The organism is Sphingomonas sp. G5, from assembly GCF_052660795.1.
Genome location: NZ_CP109660.1, coordinates 1,818,521 through 1,835,484, shown reverse-complemented (window position 1 = coordinate 1,835,484; position 16,964 = coordinate 1,818,521). Strand labels below are relative to the sequence as shown.

Genomic DNA, 16,964 nt, shown 5'->3' with positions numbered 1-16,964 from the left:
CCCGGATCAGTTGCGAGGGACGCGCACCATGACCTCCTGCGCGACGCTGGCGAGGAGGGCGCCGTCGCGCGCGTAGATCCGGCCCGTGGCGAGACCGCGGCCGCCGCGCGCGTTGGGCGACTCCTGCACGTACAGGAGCCAGTCGTCGACACGGCCGGGACGATGCCACCACATGGCGTGGTCGAGGCTGGCGACCTTGAGCCCGGCGGCGTTCCACGCGACGCCGTGCGCGCGCATGATCGACTCCTGGATCGTGAGGTCGCTGAGGTAGGCGAGGGCGGCGCGGTGCACCGCCGGGTCGTCGGTGATCGAGCGCCGCAGTCGCATCCACACGGCCTGACGTGGAACGAGCGGACCCTCGACCGAGGCGTACAGGGGCGAGGTCACGTGGCGGACGTCGACCGGGCTCTCGGAGAAGATCCGCCGACTGATCGGATGCAGCGCTTCGACGTCGAGCACGGGGGCGTCCTCGGGCTGCGGGATGCCGTCGGGCATCGGTTCGAAGTGCTCGAGACCCGGATCCTCGTCCTGGAACGACGCGATCATCGAGAAGATCGGCACGCCGGACTGGAACGCTTGCGTGCGGCGGGTCGAGAACGACCGGCCGTCGTGGATGCGATCGACCGAGAAGGTGATGCCGTCGGCCGGATCGCCGGGGCGCAGAAAGTACCCGTGCATCGAGTGCACGGAGCGCTCGGGCGGGAGGGTGCGCGAAGCTGCCACGATGGTCTGAGCAAGCACCTGACCGCCGTAGACGCGGCCGGTCGGCATAGGCTGCGACACCCCCGTGAAGATGTCCTCGGTCGTGCGCGCTCCAGCGTCGCGCAGATCGAGCACGGAGAGCAGGGACGCCACGGGATCGATGGCTTCGGACACACGGACTCCCGTTCCGGCACGACGAACCCGCACCGCTTGATAGTTTAGGGCGGGTGTCCGCGCGCCTGTTGTTTCCCGACCCGCAGGCGGCAGCCGACCTGCTCACTTTCGCCGCCCGAACGATCCGCCTCGGCGACGGCACCGTGCGACTGCGCGCGGACGGGGGAGTGCTCGTCGCGACCGCCGCCCCGCTCGCTCCGCGCGGCTTGCTCGACGCGACCCCGACGGTCTTGGGGCTGCGGGTGTCGGCGATCGACCCCGACCTCGAGTGCGATCTGGTCGTCGATGCTTCTGCGCTCCTTCCCGCTCCCGACGACGCGTCCGCTGTCGCGCTCCCCGCCACGGCGACGTCTCCCGCCTGGGCGGGCATCTCACCCCCGCGCGGGGGATGGGAGCAGACGGATGCCATCGACGCGGCCGTCCTGGCCTCTCGAGCCCAGTACGGGGTCGCCGCGGTCGCCGACGCTCTTCCCGCCGACGCGGGCGAGGACGCCGTGCGGCTCGTCCGCGCGCAGGTGTGGGGCCAGCCCGACGACGCCTTGGGTGGTCTGCCGCTCGGAACCGCCTTCGCGGCTTTCGCCCTCGGCTTCATCGCCGGGTCGGAGATTGCACCTGTGCGCAGGAGCGGCGCGTGGACACGCGTGAGCCTCGCGCGCGGCCACGTGCTCGTCCGAGGGCCGGTGCGCTCGGGGCTCACCGCCGTGCGCACCACCGGGAGCTGATCCAGCAAGCGCACAGGTGGCCTCTTTACGCTGAAGGCAGCAAGGGGAGTACTCCCGACGCGGCATATCCGTCATCACGAGTCCACGGTTGGACTCCGGGTATGTCGGCCCGAAGGGGCGGAGGAGACCTTGACGTCGCGGCCGCGTGCCGCCCGTCGAGAGGTACCTTCATGGTCTCGTTCTCCCGCCTGTTCGATCTGGCCACCAAAGCCGCCGGCAAGGCCGCGTCGTCTCAGCGGACCTCGAACCCGTCCGGGGGCAAGGACTGGCGCGACATGGTCCGCTCCGCCGCGGACGCCGTGACGGGCGATCGCCGCGTCGAGACTCCGCCTGCCGCGTCGCGCGGCTCCATGCCGCCCGCATCGAACGGTCGGTACGCCCCGCCCGCGGCATCCGGTGCGTCATCGTCACTGACGACCGACGATCGCGCCGCGATCGCCCGCTACGACTACCTTCTGCGCACCGCCGACTCCGACCGGGTCGAGCAGATGCACCGCGAGGCATTCGCCCGGCTCACACCGGCGCAACGCGCGCACGTGAAGGAGCGGATGGATGCCGACCTGGCCCCGCACGAGCGTCCTCGTACCGACACCGCGGATGACCTCGCGCGCACCGCTGCACGCGCGGAGGCTGCACGCCCCGGTCGCATGTCGGGGTTGTTGGCAAAAGCGGGACGCGGCGGACTCATCGGCGCCGGCGTGGTGGGCGCCGGGGGACTGCTCGCCGCGGTAGCGGGCGGCGCTATCGTCAGCGCCGTCGCCGGCCCCCTGCTCGCGCAAGCCGGGCAGCTGGGCGTCGACTTCGCGGGACTCGCGGAGGGCGTCGACCTGGAGGCGATGGCATCCGGGGCCGATCTCGCGTCGCTCGCGGAGGGGACGGGCATCGGTGAGTGGGCCGGAGGCGCCCAGGATGCCGTATCGGGGGCGGGGGAGCACCTCAGCGGGTTCGGTGAAGGACTGTCGAACCTCGACATTCCCGGATTCGGCGACTTCCTCGGTCGGTGATCAGTCGCTCGCGCGGATCGGGAGACCGTCCTCGGAGCGTCCGCCCTGCTGCGGTCCGATCCCGCGGGCTTCGAACGTATTGACCATCGCGTAGGCCGCCCGCTCGAGGTAGTCCCACAGGGGTGCCTCGAAGGCGGGCGGCAGCGCGATCTCGTCGACGGCTGCGCGCATGTGGCGCAACCACCGATCGCGGGCATCGGGGTCGACGTGGAACGGCATGTGGCGCATGCGCAGGCGCGGGTGCCCGCGCGTCTCGCCATAGGTGGTCGGGCCGCCCCAGTACTGCGCGAGGAACAGCGTCAGGCGCTCGGCGGCCGGGCCGAGGTCTTCCTCGGGATACATCGGCTTGAGCACGTCGTCGGAGGCGACCCCCCGGTAGAACGCGTCGACCAACCGGCGGAACGTGTCCATGCCGCCCACCTGGTCGTAGAAGCTGACCGGCTCGGTCATGAGTCGTCCTTGTCGTCGGCGCGCACAGCGGGGGGCGTGGGCTTGGGCTGAGCGGCGCCCGGGGCCGCGGGAAGATCGACGACGGCGGTGGGAGTGTCATCGCGGACGGGCTTCTTGGTGACCTTCGGCGCGGGGGCGTCGGTGGTGTGGTCCTCGACCGTCTCGGACACGTCGAGCCTGTTGCGCCGCGGCCGCCAGATCGGGCGGCCGGAACCGACGGCGACCTGGGTCTCCTTGGTCTTGGGCGGGTGCGCCCCGCGAACGCTTTGCGCACCCTCGGCGCCCGTCAGCACGATGGAGTTCAGCTGCGGGAGAGCGATGCCCATCGCGTCGATCGCCTTCTTCAGTCGCGCTCGGAGCTCACGGGCCACGTCGTCTTTCGCGCTCGAGCGCGTCTTCATGACGAGCCGGATGACGAGGGCGTCGCCGCTGATCGACTCGAGACCCCAGATCTCGGGTTGCTCGATGATGCGCGAGCGCCACTTCGTCTCTTTCGCCATCGTCTTCGCCGCGGTGAGCATGGCCTTCTCGACATCGTCGATGTCGGCATCCACGGGCACGGCGAGGTCGATGATGACGCGAGACCAGCCCTGCGACATGTTGCCGATGCGGGTGATCTCGCCGTTGCGGACGTACCAGAGCGTGCCGTTGACGTCGCGGACGTGGGTGATGCGGACGCTGACGAATTCGACGATGCCCGTCGCGAGGCCCAGGTCGACGACGTCGCCGATGCCGATCTGGTCTTCGGCGACGATGAAGATCCCGTTCAGCACGTCTTTGACGATGTTCTGCGCGCCGAAGCCGAGACCTGCGCCGATCGCCGCCGTGAGGAGGGTCAGGGAGGCGAGGGCATCGGGGGCGACGATGCTGGCGACCCACACGAGCGCCACGATCACGAGGATGACGTTGACGATGTTCTGCAGGATCGTCCCCAGGGTGCGCGTGCGCTGCACGAGGCGCACGGCGCTCAGCGGCGAACGGTCGAGCGCCTGGGTGTCGTCGACGCGGGCCTTGCTCTTCGCACCGTTGACGATGCGGTCGACGACGCGGCGGATGATCACACGAAGGATCCACGCGGCGACGGCGACGCCCACGACGATTCCGAGGATCTGCAGCAGTGTGCCGCCGAAGCTCAGCAGCTGTCCGCCGATCCAGCCCCACGTATCGGGGTTGGTGAGGTCGCTCGGCGACGTGATCGAGGGCGAGGGGGAGGGATTTTCGGCGAGAACGAACATCGGATTCAGACTAACGACGGATGCCTCGGCGCTGGCTGAGCGTCGAGGCATCCGTGAGGAGGAAGTGTCACGCGTCGCGCGAGCGCAGGGCCGTCCATCCCAGGACGAGGGGACCGACGACCCACCCGGCCATCGTCACGGCGGGCTCGAGAACGTCTTCCACTCCGGGCTGTGTCAGGGACCCCGCCGCACTGACCGGAAGGTACCTGCCGGACTCGACGACCCACATCCACTCCGGGCCGGCGATCGAGAACAGGCTGAGCATGATCGGCAGAACGAAGAGAACGCCGACCGTCACGGCGATCGCGCCGGCGCCGCTGCGCAGCAGGAAGCCGAACCCGACACCCATCAGGGTGAAGCAGGCCATCGAGACCACGCCGAGCGCCAGCGGTACGACGGAGTCGGCCGGCGTCGACCAATCGACGCTCGTGCCCAGCAGAGGAGCAGTGGCTGCGATCGCGACGGCGTAGATGACGACCGTGGTCACCATCATCGTGAGCGCCACCACGATCGCCTTCGCGAGCAGCACCGCGCCGCGGCGCGGTTCGGCGGTGAGCGTGGAGCGGATCATGCCGGTGGAGTACTCCCCGGTCACCACGATCGCACCCAGGATGCCGGCGACGAGCATCGTGAACTGGGTGGGCGCCAGGATGATGGTCGTGGGCGCCATGCCGGCGTTGTGACCGCTGGTCGCCAGAGCGATCAAGAGCGAGATCCCGACCGACAGCGCCGCGGTGACCCCGAGAGACCACCAGGTCGAGCGGAGCGTGAGGATCTTGATCGTCTCGCTCTTCAGCAGGTGCGCGAAGCTCAGTCGGTGGGTATCGGTGTGCGTCGCCCGGCGGGGCGCGGCGGCGAGGGCGGTCATGCGATCTCCTTGGTCTTGTACTCGACGGAGTCGTCGGTCAGGGCGAGGTAGGCGTCCTCGAGGGAACCCACCCGTGGGCTGAGTTCGTAGAGGGGGATGCCATGAGCTGCGGCGATGTCGCCGACGGTCTCGGGGGTGACCCCGGTGATCTGGGCCGCTCCGGGCTCGACGGCGGAGATGGTGGCATCCGGGATCTCGAGAGCGGTGACGAGATCGGAGAGGCGGGGGGAGCGCACCAGCAGCGTGGTCGTGGTCCAGGTGCGCACGAGCTCCGGAAGAGCGGCGTCGGCGAGCACGCGGCCCCGACCGAGGACGATCACGTGGTCCGCGGTCTGCGACATCTCGCTCATCAGGTGGCTCGACAACAGCACGGTGCGCCCTTCGCCGGCGAGGTGCCGGACGAACTGGCGCACCCAGCGCACTCCCTCGGGGTCGAGGCCGTTGACCGGCTCGTCGAGGATGAGCGTGTGCGGGTCGCCGAGCAGGGCCGCCGCGATCCCGAGCCGCTGGCCCATGCCGAGCGAGAAGCCACCGGCACGCTTTCCGGCGACGGCACCGATGCCGGTGAGTTCGATGACCTCGTCGACCCGCTGCGCGCCGATTCCGTGTGTGGCGGCCATCGCGCGGAGATGGTTGCGCGCCGATCGGCCGGTGTGGATGGCTTTGGCATCCAGCAGCACCCCGACCTCGGTGAGAGGCGAGCGAAGCCGGCGGTAGTCCTGGCCTCCGACGGTGACGCGTCCCGCCGTGGGTCGGTCGAGGCCCACGATCATGCGCATCGTCGTCGACTTGCCCGCGCCGTTCGGCCCGAGGAAGCCGGTCACCCGTCCCGGGGCCACCGTGAACGAGACGCCGTCGACGGCGGTCTTGTCGCCGTAACGCTTGGTGAGGTTCTCTGCAACGATCATGCTTCCACGCTACGAAGCAGCGCCGGGAGCCGCGTCCTTCGGAAGGATGATGCGGCGCACCGCGAGGATGATCCGGAAACGACGAGTGCCCCCTCCCCGGAGGGAGAGGGGGCACTCGGTCGAGGTGAACTCAGGCGGCGTCGCGCTCCTGCACGGCCAGCGCGCGCTCGACACCGGCGAGGTTCTCACCGACGAGGCGACGCAGCGCGGGCGCGGCGTCGGCGTTCTGCGACAGCCATGCGCGTGTCGCGTCACGCAGCGCCGTGTTCGCCAGTGCGGCCGGGTACAGCCCCACGATCAGGTAGTTCGCGATCTGGTAGCTGCGCGACTCCCAGATGGGCAGCAGCATCGCGAAGTACGGCTCGACGAAGTCGGCGAGCACGTCGACCGTCGCCGGGTTGGTGAAGCCGGCGGCCGTCGACCGCACGATCGTGTTGGGGGCGTCGGTGCGCTCGATGAGCGAGTCCCATGCCTCCTGCTTCGCCGCGTGCGAGGGCAGCGATGCCTTGGCCATCGCCGCGAACTCGCCGCCCTTGGCGGTGTTGTCGGCGGCGCGGGCTTCGTCGATGTCCACGGCGGTGACCACACCAGCGGAGGCGAGCGAGACCAGCAGCTGCCACGACAGGTCGGTATCGATCTCGAGCCCCTCGAGCGTCGCGTCGCCGTCGCGCAGGGCCCGGACCGTCTCTGCGTGCGCCGGGGTGGCGGCAGCCGAGGCGAAGGCCGTGACGAACTGCAGCTGGCTGTCGCTGCCGGCCTCCGCCGACTGCGCGAGCGCCCAGAGTCCGTCGGCGACGCGCTCGCGCGCGGCCTCGCGATTCGCCGGGGCGACGTACGAGTTCGCCGCGAGCTGCAGCTGACCGAGGGTCGTGCGCACGGTGGTCGACTCGGTCTCGGAGCCGATGTTCTGCAGGACGAGGTCGAGGTAGTCGGTCGCGGAGGACTCGGCATCCCGGGTCTGATCCCACGCCGCACCCCAGACGAGCGAGCGTGCGAGGGGGTCGGAGATGTCCTTCAGGTGCGCGATGGCCGTGGCCAGCGAACGCTCGTCGAGGCGGATCTTCGCGTACGCGAGGTCGTCGTCGTTGAGCAGGACGAGGTCGGGACGACGGATGCCACGCAGCTCGGCGACCTCGGTACGGTCGCCGTCGACGTCGATCTCGACGCGGTGCACGCGCTCGAGGGCGCCCGCATCGTTCAGCGAGTAGAAGCCGACACCCAGGCGGTGCGGTCGGATGGTGGGGTAGTCGGCCGGAGCGGTCTGCACGATGGCGAAGCGCGTGATCGTTCCGTCGGCGCCCTCTTCGATGAGCGGGGTCAGGGTGTTGACGCCGGCGGTCTCGAGCCACTTCTTGGCCCAGTCGCCCAGGTCGCGACCGCTGGTGGCCTCGAGCTCGACGAGCAGGTCGCCGACCTCGGTGTTCGACCACTGGTGCTTCTGGAAGTACGCCGCGACACCGGCGAAGAACTGCTCGATGCCCACCCAGGCGGCGAGCTGCTTGAGCACCGAGCCGCCCTTGGCGTAGGTGATGCCGTCGAAGTTGACCTGCACGTCTTCGAGATCGTTGATCTCGGCGACGACCGGGTGGGTCGAGGGCAACTGGTCCTGACGGTAGGCCCAGGTCTTCTCCATCGCGTTGAAGGTCGTCCAGGCGGCCTCCCACTCGGTGGCTTCGGCGGTCGCGATGGTCGACGCCCACTCGGCGAACGATTCGTTCAGCCAGAGGTCGTTCCACCACTTCATCGTGACGAGGTCGCCGAACCACATGTGGGCCAGCTCGTGCAGGATCGTGACGACGCGGCGTTCCTTGACGGCGTCGGTCACCTTGCTGCGGAAGACGTACGTCTCGGTGAAGGTCACCGCACCCGCGTTCTCCATGGCGCCCGCGTTGAACTCGGGGACGAAGAGCTGGTCGTACTTGGCGAAGGGGTACGGGAAACCGAACTTCTCCTCGAAGTACGCGAAGCCCTGACGGGTCTTCTCGAAGACGTAGTCGGCATCGAGGTACTGCCAGAGGCTCTTGCGAGCGAACACACCGAGCGGGATGACGCGGCCGTCGGCGCTGGTCAGCTCGCTGTAGGTGGCTTCGTAGGGGCCGGCGACGAGAGCCGTGATGTACGAGGAGATGCGCGGGGTCGCGGGGAAATCCCAGCGGGCGGTGTCGTCGGTCACGGGAACCGGCTCCGGGGTGGGGGAGTTGGAGACGACCTTCCATCGAGCGGGCGCCGTGACCGAGAAGGTGAATTCGGCCTTGAGATCGGGCTGCTCGAACACCGTGTACATGCGGCGCGAGTCGGGCACCTCGAACTGCGAGTAGAGATAGACCTCGCCGTCGACGGGGTCGACGAAGCGGTGCAAGCCCTCACCGGTGTTGGTGTACTCGCAGTCGGCCTCGACGACGAGCTCGTTCTGCGCGGCCAGGTCGTCGAGCGCGATACGCGAGTCGGCGAAGACCGCGGCGGGATCGAGCGAGCGACCGTTGAGCGTCACCGAGTGCACTGTCCGTGCGATGAGGTCGATGAAGGTCGAGGACCCCTCGGTGGAGGCGAAGGACACGACGGTCCGCGAGGAGAAGGTCTCGTCTCCGCGGGTGAGGTCGAGCTGCACGTCGTAGGAGTGCGTGTCGACGATCGCGCGGCGCTCCTGCGCTTCGAGGCGGGTGAGGTTCTCTCCTGGCACTGGCGTACTCCCGGGGATCTGGGTGGAATTGTCGCGGGTGACGCGGTTGACGTCGCTGACAACCGTATAAGCCTAGTAGCGAGATATCTCGCGTCCGGGCTCGTCGGGCAGGTGGGAGGATGTCATCGTGAGCACGACCGACACGGATATCAGCCCCGAGACCGTCCTCTACGCGTCGCCCGCCGCGGCGTCCGGGCCCAAGTGGGTCGAGACGCCGGTGGCGTACGACGGCATCCTCCTCGCCGGCTTCGGCGGGCCCGAGGGCCAGGACGACGTCATCCCGTTCCTGCGCAACGTCACGCGCGGTCGCGGCATCCCCGACGAGCGCCTCGAAGAGGTCGCGCACCACTACCGCCACTTCGGCGGGGTGAGCCCGATCAATCAGCACAACCGCGAGCTCAAAGCGGCCCTGGAGGCCGAGATCGCCAAGCGCGGACTGGGGCTCCCGGTGTACTGGGGCAACCGCAATTGGTCGCCGTATCTCGAAGAGGCCGTGACCGAGGCAGCAGCAGCGGGGGACACGACTCTTCTGGCGATCGCCACGAGCGCCTACAGCTCGTTCTCGAGCTGCCGCCAATACCGCGAGGACTACGCGCGCGTGCTCGAGGCCACCGGTCTCGGCGAGACGGTCACCATCGACAAGGTCCGCCAGTTCTTCGACCACCCCGGCTTCGTCACCACGTTCGTGCGTGGAGTGACGGATGCCGTTTCGGCGTACGTCGCCGAGGGGATCGCGCCCGAGAAGATCCGTGTGCTGTTCTCGACGCACTCGATCCCCACGGCGGACGCGCAGCGCTCCGGCCCCCGTGACGTCGACTTCGGCGAGGGCGGAGCGTACGAGGCGCAGCACAAGGCCGTCGCCGCGTTCGTCATGGCCGAGGTCGCCGCGGCCGTCGCCGATGTGGAGTGGGAGCTGGTCTACCAGTCGCGTTCGGGTCCGCCGACGCAGCCCTGGCTCGAGCCGGATGTCAACGACGTGATCGCGGAGCTGCCGGGCCGCGGCGCCGAGGCCGTCGTCATCGTTCCGCTCGGGTTCGTCAGCGACCACATGGAGGTGCTCTGGGACCTCGACACCGAGGCCATGGAGGCCGCCGATGAGGCCGGTATCCGCGCGGTGCGCACGCCGACCCCGGGTATCGACCCGGCGTACGTCTCGGGCTTGATCGACCTCGTGGAAGAGCGTCTGAAGGGCACGCCGAAGTCGGAGCGCCCGCACCTCACCGACCTCGGTCCCTGGTACGACGTCTGCCGCCCCGGATGCTGCGAGAACATCCGTGCCGGTTTCAAGCCCGTCGCCGCGGGCCTGCGCCCCTGACCATCCTCGACGCCGCCCGTTCCTTTCGAGGAGCGGGCGGCGTCGTCATGTCCGCCCGCGATGTCGGACGGTCTCAATAGACTTGCCGCATGCGCATCCACATCGGCACCGATCACGCCGGTCTCGAGTTCTCCACCCAGATCCAGCACCACCTGGCCGAGCAGGGCCACGAGGTCGTCGACCACGGTCCGATCGAGTACGACGCCCTCGACGACTACCCCTCGTTCTGCATCCGCGCCGCCCAGGCGGTCGTCCGCGACCAGGCCGCGGGCGTCGAGGCCCTCGGTGTCGTCTTCGGCGGTTCGGGCAACGGCGAGCAGATCGCCGCGAACAAGGTGCTCGGGGTGCGCGCCGCGCTCGTCTGGAACATCTCCACCGCAGAGCTCGCCCGCGAGCACAACGACGCGAACGTCATCTCGATCGGTGCGCGCCAGCACACCTTCGGTGAGGCCGCGTCGTTCATCGACCGTTTCATCGCCACCCCCTTCTCGGGCGAAGAGCGCCATGCGCGCCGTATCGGCCAGCTCGCCGCGTACGAGCAAGACGGAGTGCTGCTCCCCGACCCCCGCGCCGGGCACACGCGCAACACGATGAGCGACGCCAGCGACTCGTTCGACCCCGAGGCAGGCTGATGCCCGAAGGGCATTCCGTCCACCGCATCGCGCGCCAGTTCGAGCGCAACATCGTGGGCCGCACAGTCTCGGCATCCAGTCCGCAGGGGCGTTTCGTCGAGGGCTCACAGGTGATCGACGGCCGCGAGGCCCTCGAGGTGCGAGCCGTGGCGAAGCAGATGTTCCTGCGATTCGACGGCGACGTGTGGCTACGCGTGCACCTCGGCATGTACGGTGCGTGGGACTTCTCGGGCGAGGTGGTCGTCGACGCCACGATCGCCTCGGCGAACGGGCGCATGGGCCAGACCAATCAGCGCGGCACCGTGCTCGACGACGGGCCGATCATGGATGCCGCGGGCGAGAACTCCCTGACATCGATCGGCGCCCCGCGGCGCGCTCGGGTGCGCATGTCGGAGCAGACGACGGGGCTCGAGGAGCAGAACGAGTGGCCCCCACCCGTCGTCGGTGCGGTGCGACTTCGCCTGCTGACCGAGACGACATGTGCCGATCTGCGTGGACCCACGGCCTGTGCGCTGCAGACGCCCGACGAGGTGGCGGCGACGATCGCCAAACTCGGACCCGACCCGTTGGTCGACGATCTCGCCGAGGGCGAAGAGCAGTTCACGGCGACCGTGCGCAAGAAGCCCACCGCGATCGGCCTGCTGCTCATGGACCAGTCGGTCGTGAGCGGGATCGGCAACGTCTACCGCGCCGAACTGCTGTTCCGGGCGCGGCAGAATCCGCACACGCCCGGCCGTGAGGTGCCGGAAGAGGTCGTTCGCGGCCTCTGGCGCGACTGGGCGCGACTGCTCCCGATCGGCGTCGAGACCGGCCAGATGATGACCATGGACGACCTCGATCCCGAGGCGTACCGTCGGGCGATGGCCCATCGAGACGACCGGCACTGGGTCTACCACCGCGAAGGACTGCCCTGCCGCGTGTGCGGAACGGCGATCGTGATGGAGGAGGCCGCCGGGCGCAAGCTGTACTGGTGCCCGAAGTGCCAGGCATGAGTGCGTGGGTTCCGGTCCCTTCGACAGGCTCCGGGACCCGAGCGGTTCGCGCGGGGCTCCGGTCCCATCGACGGGCTCGGCGACCGGGGCCGGAGGCGGCTGAGCCTGTCGAAGCCGCGAGGCGGCGCGTTCTAGGCTGATCCGGTGCGTCAGAATCCGAGCTTCGCGATGACCGACGTCGGTGAGATCCGCCGTCTCATCGACCTCAACCCGTGGGTGACCCTCATCAGTCAGACCGACGACGGCCTCATCGCGTCGCACTACGCGGTCATGCTCGACGACACCCGCGACGACCTCACGATCGTGGGTCACGTCGGCAGACCCGACGACGCGATCCTCGGTCTCGGCGACCGGGAACTGCTCGTCGTCGTTCAGGGCCCGCACGGTTACATCACGCCGCGATGGTACGGGGACGTCCCGGCCGTGCCCACATGGAATTTCGTGACGGCGCACCTCAGCGGCATCCCGGAACTGCTCTCTTCGGAGGAGAATCTGCGGGTACTCGAGCGCCTGGTCGAGCATTTCGAGGGTCACGGTGACGACGCGAGAGGGCTGTACGCCCTGCCCAACGACGCCGCCTTCGTCGAGAGGCTCGAACGCGGGACCGTGGGGTTCCGTCTCACGCCGACGCGCGTAACGGCGAAGCGCAAGCTCAGCCAGAACCGCTCCGCGGAGGTCGTCGACACGATCATCGAGGGTCTGACCGCCGAGGGGCGTCACGAGCTCTCCGCCGAGATGCGTCGCGCGGCCGACGCGCGGGTCCGCCCGTGATCGGCGAGAACGTCGGGTTCGTCCGCGCGGTGCGTGTCGCCGGGCCCGGACGCGAATTCCTCCCGACGTCCGAACCGGTCGACATCGTCATCGCCGACGGACGGATCGTCGACATCGCGCCGACGGGCAACCTCCGACCCACCGGCGCCCTCATCGACGCGGAGGGCGGGTGGCTCCTCCCCGGGCTCTGGGACCACCACGTGCACGTGCTCCAGTGGGCCCTCGCGGCGGATCGTGTGCCCCTCGGCGAGGTGGCGAGCGCCCACGACGCCGCAACGATCATGGCGCTCGCCCCCGAGTCCGACGGCCGCCGTGTGGGTTCCGGATTCCGTGACGGGCTCTGGTCCGACGCGCCGAGCCTCGAGCTGCTGGATGCGACCACCGCGGGCGTCCCGACGTACCTGATCAACGCCGACGTGCACAGCGTGTGGATGAACACGGCGGCCTTCCGGCGCGAGGGTTTCGAGCCCGTGGCATCCGGGATGCTCGTCGAAGAGGACGCGTTCGAGATCTCGCGCCGTTTGAACGCCGTCGACGCCGCCGTCGCCGATGCCGCGGTGGAGCGCATGGCCCGCACGGCCGCGGCACGCGGGGTCGTGGGCCTCGTCGACCTCGACATGACCTGGAACGACGAGCCCTGGCAGCGGCGAGCGGCGCGCGGTTTCGACACCCTGCGCATCTCGTACGGCACGTACCCGCAAGATCTGGACCGGGCCATCGCCGAGGGCCTGCGCACCGGCGATTCCGTGAGGGGTTCGTCGAACGGTCTCGTGCGGGTCGGGCCGCTCAAAGTGATCACCGACGGCTCGCTGGGCACCCGCACGGCGGCGTGCGCCCACCACTATCCGGGCGACACCGGCAACCACGGGTTGCTGACCGTCCCGCCGGAGGAGCTCATCGAGATGATGACGCGGGCGACGGCGGCCGGATTGGAATGCGCGATCCACGCCATCGGCGACGTGGCGAACGCGCACGCGCTCGACGCGTACGCCCTCACCGGCGCGGTGGGCACCATCGAGCACGCGCAGCTCGTGGCGCACGCCGACATTCCTCGCTTCGCCCGTCTGGGGGTCGCCGCGAGCGTGCAGCCCGAGCACGCGCTCGACGATCGGGACATGACGGATGCCATCTGGGCCGAGCAATCCGCACAGCCCTATCCGCTGCGGGCCTTGGCCGACAGCGGCGCCAACCTCCGCTTCGGTTCCGACGCGCCGGTAGCGCCCCTCGACCCCTGGGCCGCGATGGCCTCGGCGGTGTTCCGCACGCGCGACGGACGTGACGCGTGGCACCCGCATCAGCGGATCGACATCGACACCGCGATCAGCGCCTCGACGGCGGGTGGATCGACCGCACCCGCGGAGATCTCACCGGGCGCCGTCGCCGATCTCGTCATCGTGGGGGCCGACCCGCTGACCGCCGACGAGCGTGGACTGCGCGCGATGCCCGTTCGTACGACGCTCGTGGCCGGTCGTGTGACGCACGGCGCCTGACGCGCGGCGCAGAAGCACCATCTCGCCTTCGCGTGAGAGGTCGGTATGTGTCACAGGGAGCGGCGCTCGGCGACAGAGAGTGACCCCTCACGCGCGCGGCGGGCGGCAGGGCCCACGAGGCGGCGGACGGGACAGGACGATCCACGCCCGAGAAGAACGAAGGGGGCGGTGCCGAAGCACCGCCCCCTTCGAGGAATGTCTTACGCGGCGAGGTGCGCGAAGAGGAACCAGCGGTCCTTGTCGAGGCCGCGCTTGATCTCGATCGCCACGTCCTGGCTCGACATGTCGATCTCGTCGAGACCCTCGATGGCAGCTTCGATGTCGACGAGGACCGCGTCGATGTCGGCGATCACGGCACGGATGACCACGTCGGACTGTGCGAAACCGGCCGGCACCTCGGTGGCCTTCGCCTTTGCGGCGACCGTCGACAGGCGCGAGTCGATGGGAAGACCCAGGGCCACGATGCGCTCGGCGGCCAGGTCGGCCCACTCCTGCGCGTGCGCGACCACCGAGTCGAGCAGCTCGTGCACACCGATGAAGTTGGCGCCGCGGACGTGCCAGTGCGCCTGCTTGCCGTTGACGACAAGCGCCTCGAGGCCGATGACGACGGGGGAGAGGAACTGCGCCGTGCCGGCGGCCATGGTCGGGTCGACGGTGGTGGCGGCGGGGGTCTGGACGGTGCTCATGTGTGCTCCTTAGGCGACGTTCGAAGTCTCGTTGAATGCAACGCTACTCACGTGGGAGCATTCCGCAAGCAAGATGAGGCTCGGCTAAATCCCTGGTGAATTGGCAATCCTCACCTTCCTTGGTCGCGTCTCAGTCCCAGGGCGAGACCAAGGGTCACCACCGCGGCGGCCCCGGCGACGAGCATGCCCCAGGGTGTGGAGCGGATGCCGGTCCACGCGAGCGATCCTCCGGTCCGGGACGGGTCCGCGAGGGTCGGATCAGGTTCCCCAATCACGGGGTCGGTCCCTGTCGCGTCCGTGAGCTGGACGACGGGAGTTACGACGGCGTCAGCGTTGCGCGAGATGTTGCCGGATGCGGCATCCATTCTCACTCCGAGGTCGACGCGGAGCGTGTCACCCGGCGCGATCACCGAGCTCACCCACTGGTCCCCCTGTGGCACCGGGGTCGAGGCCACGATCAGGGTGAGAGAGCGCGCGAACGACGTGTCGACGGGGTCCGTGTCGACGGGGGCGGTATCGAGGCGCAGCCCCGCCCGCGCCGGATCGGGACTCGCGTTTCGGATCCAGAGGGTGGAGGTGAGCGTGCCGCCCGGAACGATGCGGTCCGGCTGGTCGAACAGACGCACCGCTCCGTCGGAGACGAAGCGCGCCCCATCGTCGCTCACGAGCAGCCGGGTGGATGACGCCGACGCGGGAGTCGGCATGAGCAAGGGGACGGATGCCATCACGAGGATCAGCGTGAACGCCGTGGTCGCTCTGCGGTGGCGATGCGAACGGACGAGATCGAAGATGAGCAGCACCAGGCCGTAGCCGACGACCGCGACACCGACCGCCGCGATGACGATCCCGCGCTCCTGGCCCCCGAAGACGACCCCCGGGTAACCGAGATAGGGCACCGCGAAGACCACCGTCCCGCGAAGTTGCTCGCTCTGCACCGGTGGATCGTCGGCGTCGTTGGCGTCTCCTCGGGTGATCAACAGCCGCGCGCCACCGGTGCTGCTGGTCGTGCCCACGACGCGGTGCGTGACCACGGCGGGCTCACCCGAGCGCAGCTGATAAGTCACGACGTCCCCGACCCGGACGTCGTCGATCGACGACGGGCGAACCGCGATCAACGTCCCCGGTGGCATGCCGGGTTGCATGCTCGCGGTCAGAACAGTGTACGTCTGCGCGCCGAGGAGCAGAGGGATCACCACGGTGATCAGGGCGAAGAGCGACACCGCGACGAGAACGATGCTGCCCACGATGGCGCGCGCCCGAGTCCACCTCGGCCGCTCCGGCGGTGAAGCGGTGGAGCCGGGAGTGCGGGGATCCTCGATCAGCTCTGACACTTGACGCCCCCGAGCAGTCCGCCGACCACACTGGAGAGGACGATCGGCTGCCCGTTACTGGGCGGTGACGTCCAATTTCGGGTGACGGCGGTGACGGTGATCACCACACTGCCACCGTCGAGCAGCGCCCTCACGACCGACGACAGGAGCGATGTCAGCACCGAGCCGGTCACATCGATCGCCGTGGCGGTCACGCCCGTGGCGACCACCTGGTTGGCGCCGTTCGCAGAGTTCGTGGCGGTGACGGTGTACGACGTCGCATCGGTGACCGGGGACCATGAGATCTGCGCGTACGACGACACACCGAGCACCGCCGGTTTCGACGTGCACGTCGTGACGGGCGCCGCGAGCGCGGACGTGCTGAGCGAGAACACCGGCGCGGAGGTGGTCGCACGCCAGGCGGCCGCGGCGGCGGTGGGCACGGTGAGCGCCAGGGCCAGGGCGGCGGCGAGGGCGACGATCGCGAGGCGACGGCTCATGACGTCGCCTGATCGACGGTGACGGTGATCTGCGGGGTGAGAGCGGTCGCCTGGGTCGTCGACGGAGCGCTCGCGTCGAGAGTGACGCGCAGGCACAGGTCCACCGATGCTCCGAGTGCATATCCGCCGGCTGGCGCGAACCCACCCGCGGGGAGGGGGGTGCCGGTCCCGCAGGCGCCGACGAACACCTGCGTCGAGACGTACGGCGCGAGCGAGGTCGACACGGACGCCGTGGCGTTCACTCGCCAGCGCAACGTGTCACCCGACCCGGTCGCACTCACACGCAGGGCCGCGGTGTCGCTGGAGCGCCCCGGCACGAGCGGTTGCCACGCGCTCCAGCTCCCCGCCCAGCTCGCGGTCGCTCCGAGTGAGCCGGTCGAGGTCACCCCAGTGGTGACCGGGTGGCGGTCCGACCAGACGGCGTGTGCCGCCAGTGTGCCGGGGCCCAGCACGAGCGCTGCGACGAGGACCGCGGTCCACCGGACGCGCCGTGGAACGCGATCGTCGCGACGGTGCATGGGTCGT

The 16,964-nt window shown here is 69.6% G+C and carries 17 protein-coding genes; 7 read left to right on the top strand and 10 right to left on the bottom strand.

From position 1 onward, the window contains the following. Positions 1–6: 6 nt before the first annotated feature. Positions 7–876, bottom strand: a complete 870-nt coding sequence (locus tag NE358_RS08885) for an acyl-CoA thioesterase (protein ID WP_289937654.1) — start codon at positions 874–876, stop codon at positions 7–9. 53 nt (positions 877–929) lie between these two features. On the opposite strand from NE358_RS08885, the gene NE358_RS08880 reads away from it, so the two are divergent. After that, positions 930–1,598: a DUF8185 domain-containing protein gene (locus NE358_RS08880; protein ID WP_289937649.1), complete on the top strand. Its 669-nt coding sequence runs from the start codon at positions 930–932 to the stop codon at positions 1,596–1,598. A gap of 170 nt (positions 1,599–1,768) precedes the next feature. Further along, positions 1,769–2,602 carry a cation-transporting ATPase gene (locus NE358_RS08875; protein WP_289937647.1) on the top strand — a complete coding sequence of 278 codons (834 nt, stop codon included), beginning with the start codon at positions 1,769–1,771 and terminating at the stop codon, positions 2,600–2,602. Here NE358_RS08875 and NE358_RS08870 read toward each other — a convergent pair whose 3' ends face one another. The 5 genes from NE358_RS08870 to pepN form a co-directional block, all read right to left on the bottom strand. Continuing rightward, positions 2,603–3,052: a globin gene (locus NE358_RS08870; RefSeq protein ID WP_103209051.1), complete on the bottom strand. Its 450-nt coding sequence runs from the start codon at positions 3,050–3,052 to the stop codon at positions 2,603–2,605. It abuts the gene before it with no gap. Next, entirely contained in the window at positions 3,049–4,287 is a 1,239-nt protein-coding gene (locus NE358_RS08865) for a mechanosensitive ion channel family protein (protein ID WP_289937644.1), read from the bottom strand. Before NE358_RS08865 ends, NE358_RS08870 begins: the two co-directional genes overlap by 4 nt. Positions 4,288–4,354: 67 nt before the next feature. Then, positions 4,355–5,155 carry an ABC-2 transporter permease gene (locus NE358_RS08860; RefSeq protein ID WP_289937641.1) on the bottom strand — a complete coding sequence of 267 codons (801 nt, stop codon included), beginning with the start codon at positions 5,153–5,155 and terminating at the stop codon, positions 4,355–4,357. Next, a complete protein-coding gene (locus NE358_RS08855) occupies positions 5,152–6,063 on the bottom strand; it encodes an ABC transporter ATP-binding protein (protein ID WP_289937639.1) in 912 nt (303 codons plus the stop codon). Before NE358_RS08855 ends, NE358_RS08860 begins: the two co-directional genes overlap by 4 nt. Positions 6,064–6,193: 130 nt before the next feature. Continuing rightward, positions 6,194–8,743 (bottom strand): aminopeptidase N, encoded by a 2,550-nt coding sequence (gene pepN / locus NE358_RS08850; RefSeq protein ID WP_289937637.1) that lies wholly within the window; start codon positions 8,741–8,743, stop codon positions 6,194–6,196. Positions 8,744–8,870: 127 nt separating this feature from the next. Between pepN and NE358_RS08845 the strand changes: the two genes are divergently transcribed. The 5 genes from NE358_RS08845 to NE358_RS08825 all read left to right on the top strand — a co-directional run bounded on the left by NE358_RS08845 (position 8,871) and on the right by NE358_RS08825 (position 13,943). After that, positions 8,871–10,058, top strand: a complete 1,188-nt coding sequence (locus tag NE358_RS08845) for a ferrochelatase (RefSeq protein WP_116239880.1) — start codon at positions 8,871–8,873, stop codon at positions 10,056–10,058. A gap of 89 nt (positions 10,059–10,147) precedes the next feature. Next, entirely contained in the window at positions 10,148–10,690 is a 543-nt protein-coding gene (locus tag NE358_RS08840) for a ribose-5-phosphate isomerase (protein WP_103209067.1), read from the top strand. After that, the gene (locus tag NE358_RS08835) at positions 10,690–11,682 is read left to right on the top strand and encodes an Fpg/Nei family DNA glycosylase (protein WP_289937631.1); all 993 of its coding nucleotides are present in this window, start codon (positions 10,690–10,692) and stop codon (positions 11,680–11,682) included. Before NE358_RS08840 ends, NE358_RS08835 begins: the two co-directional genes overlap by 1 nt. A gap of 144 nt (positions 11,683–11,826) precedes the next feature. Continuing rightward, positions 11,827–12,453, top strand: a complete 627-nt coding sequence (locus tag NE358_RS08830) for an FMN-binding negative transcriptional regulator (RefSeq protein ID WP_289937628.1) — start codon at positions 11,827–11,829, stop codon at positions 12,451–12,453. After that, complete coding sequence (locus tag NE358_RS08825) at positions 12,450–13,943, top strand: amidohydrolase (RefSeq protein WP_289937626.1); 1,494 nt, start codon at positions 12,450–12,452, stop codon at positions 13,941–13,943. The genes NE358_RS08830 and NE358_RS08825 overlap by 4 nt, the downstream gene beginning before the upstream one ends. Before the next feature lie 200 nt (positions 13,944–14,143). On the opposite strand, the gene NE358_RS08820 is transcribed toward NE358_RS08825, so the two are convergent. The 4 genes from NE358_RS08820 to NE358_RS08805 form a co-directional block, all read right to left on the bottom strand. After that, entirely contained in the window at positions 14,144–14,629 is a 486-nt protein-coding gene (locus NE358_RS08820; RefSeq protein ID WP_056231037.1) for a Dps family protein, read from the bottom strand. Between the two features lie 110 nt (positions 14,630–14,739). Continuing rightward, the gene (locus NE358_RS08815; protein ID WP_289937618.1) at positions 14,740–15,873 is read right to left on the bottom strand and encodes a signal peptidase I; all 1,134 of its coding nucleotides are present in this window, start codon (positions 15,871–15,873) and stop codon (positions 14,740–14,742) included. A gap of 74 nt (positions 15,874–15,947) precedes the next feature. After that, positions 15,948–16,439 (bottom strand): hypothetical protein, encoded by a 492-nt coding sequence (locus tag NE358_RS08810; protein WP_289937615.1) that lies wholly within the window; start codon positions 16,437–16,439, stop codon positions 15,948–15,950. Then, entirely contained in the window at positions 16,436–16,957 is a 522-nt protein-coding gene (locus tag NE358_RS08805) for a hypothetical protein (RefSeq protein WP_141377768.1), read from the bottom strand. The genes NE358_RS08810 and NE358_RS08805 overlap by 4 nt, the downstream gene beginning before the upstream one ends. Between the last annotated feature and the right edge of the window lie 7 nt (positions 16,958–16,964).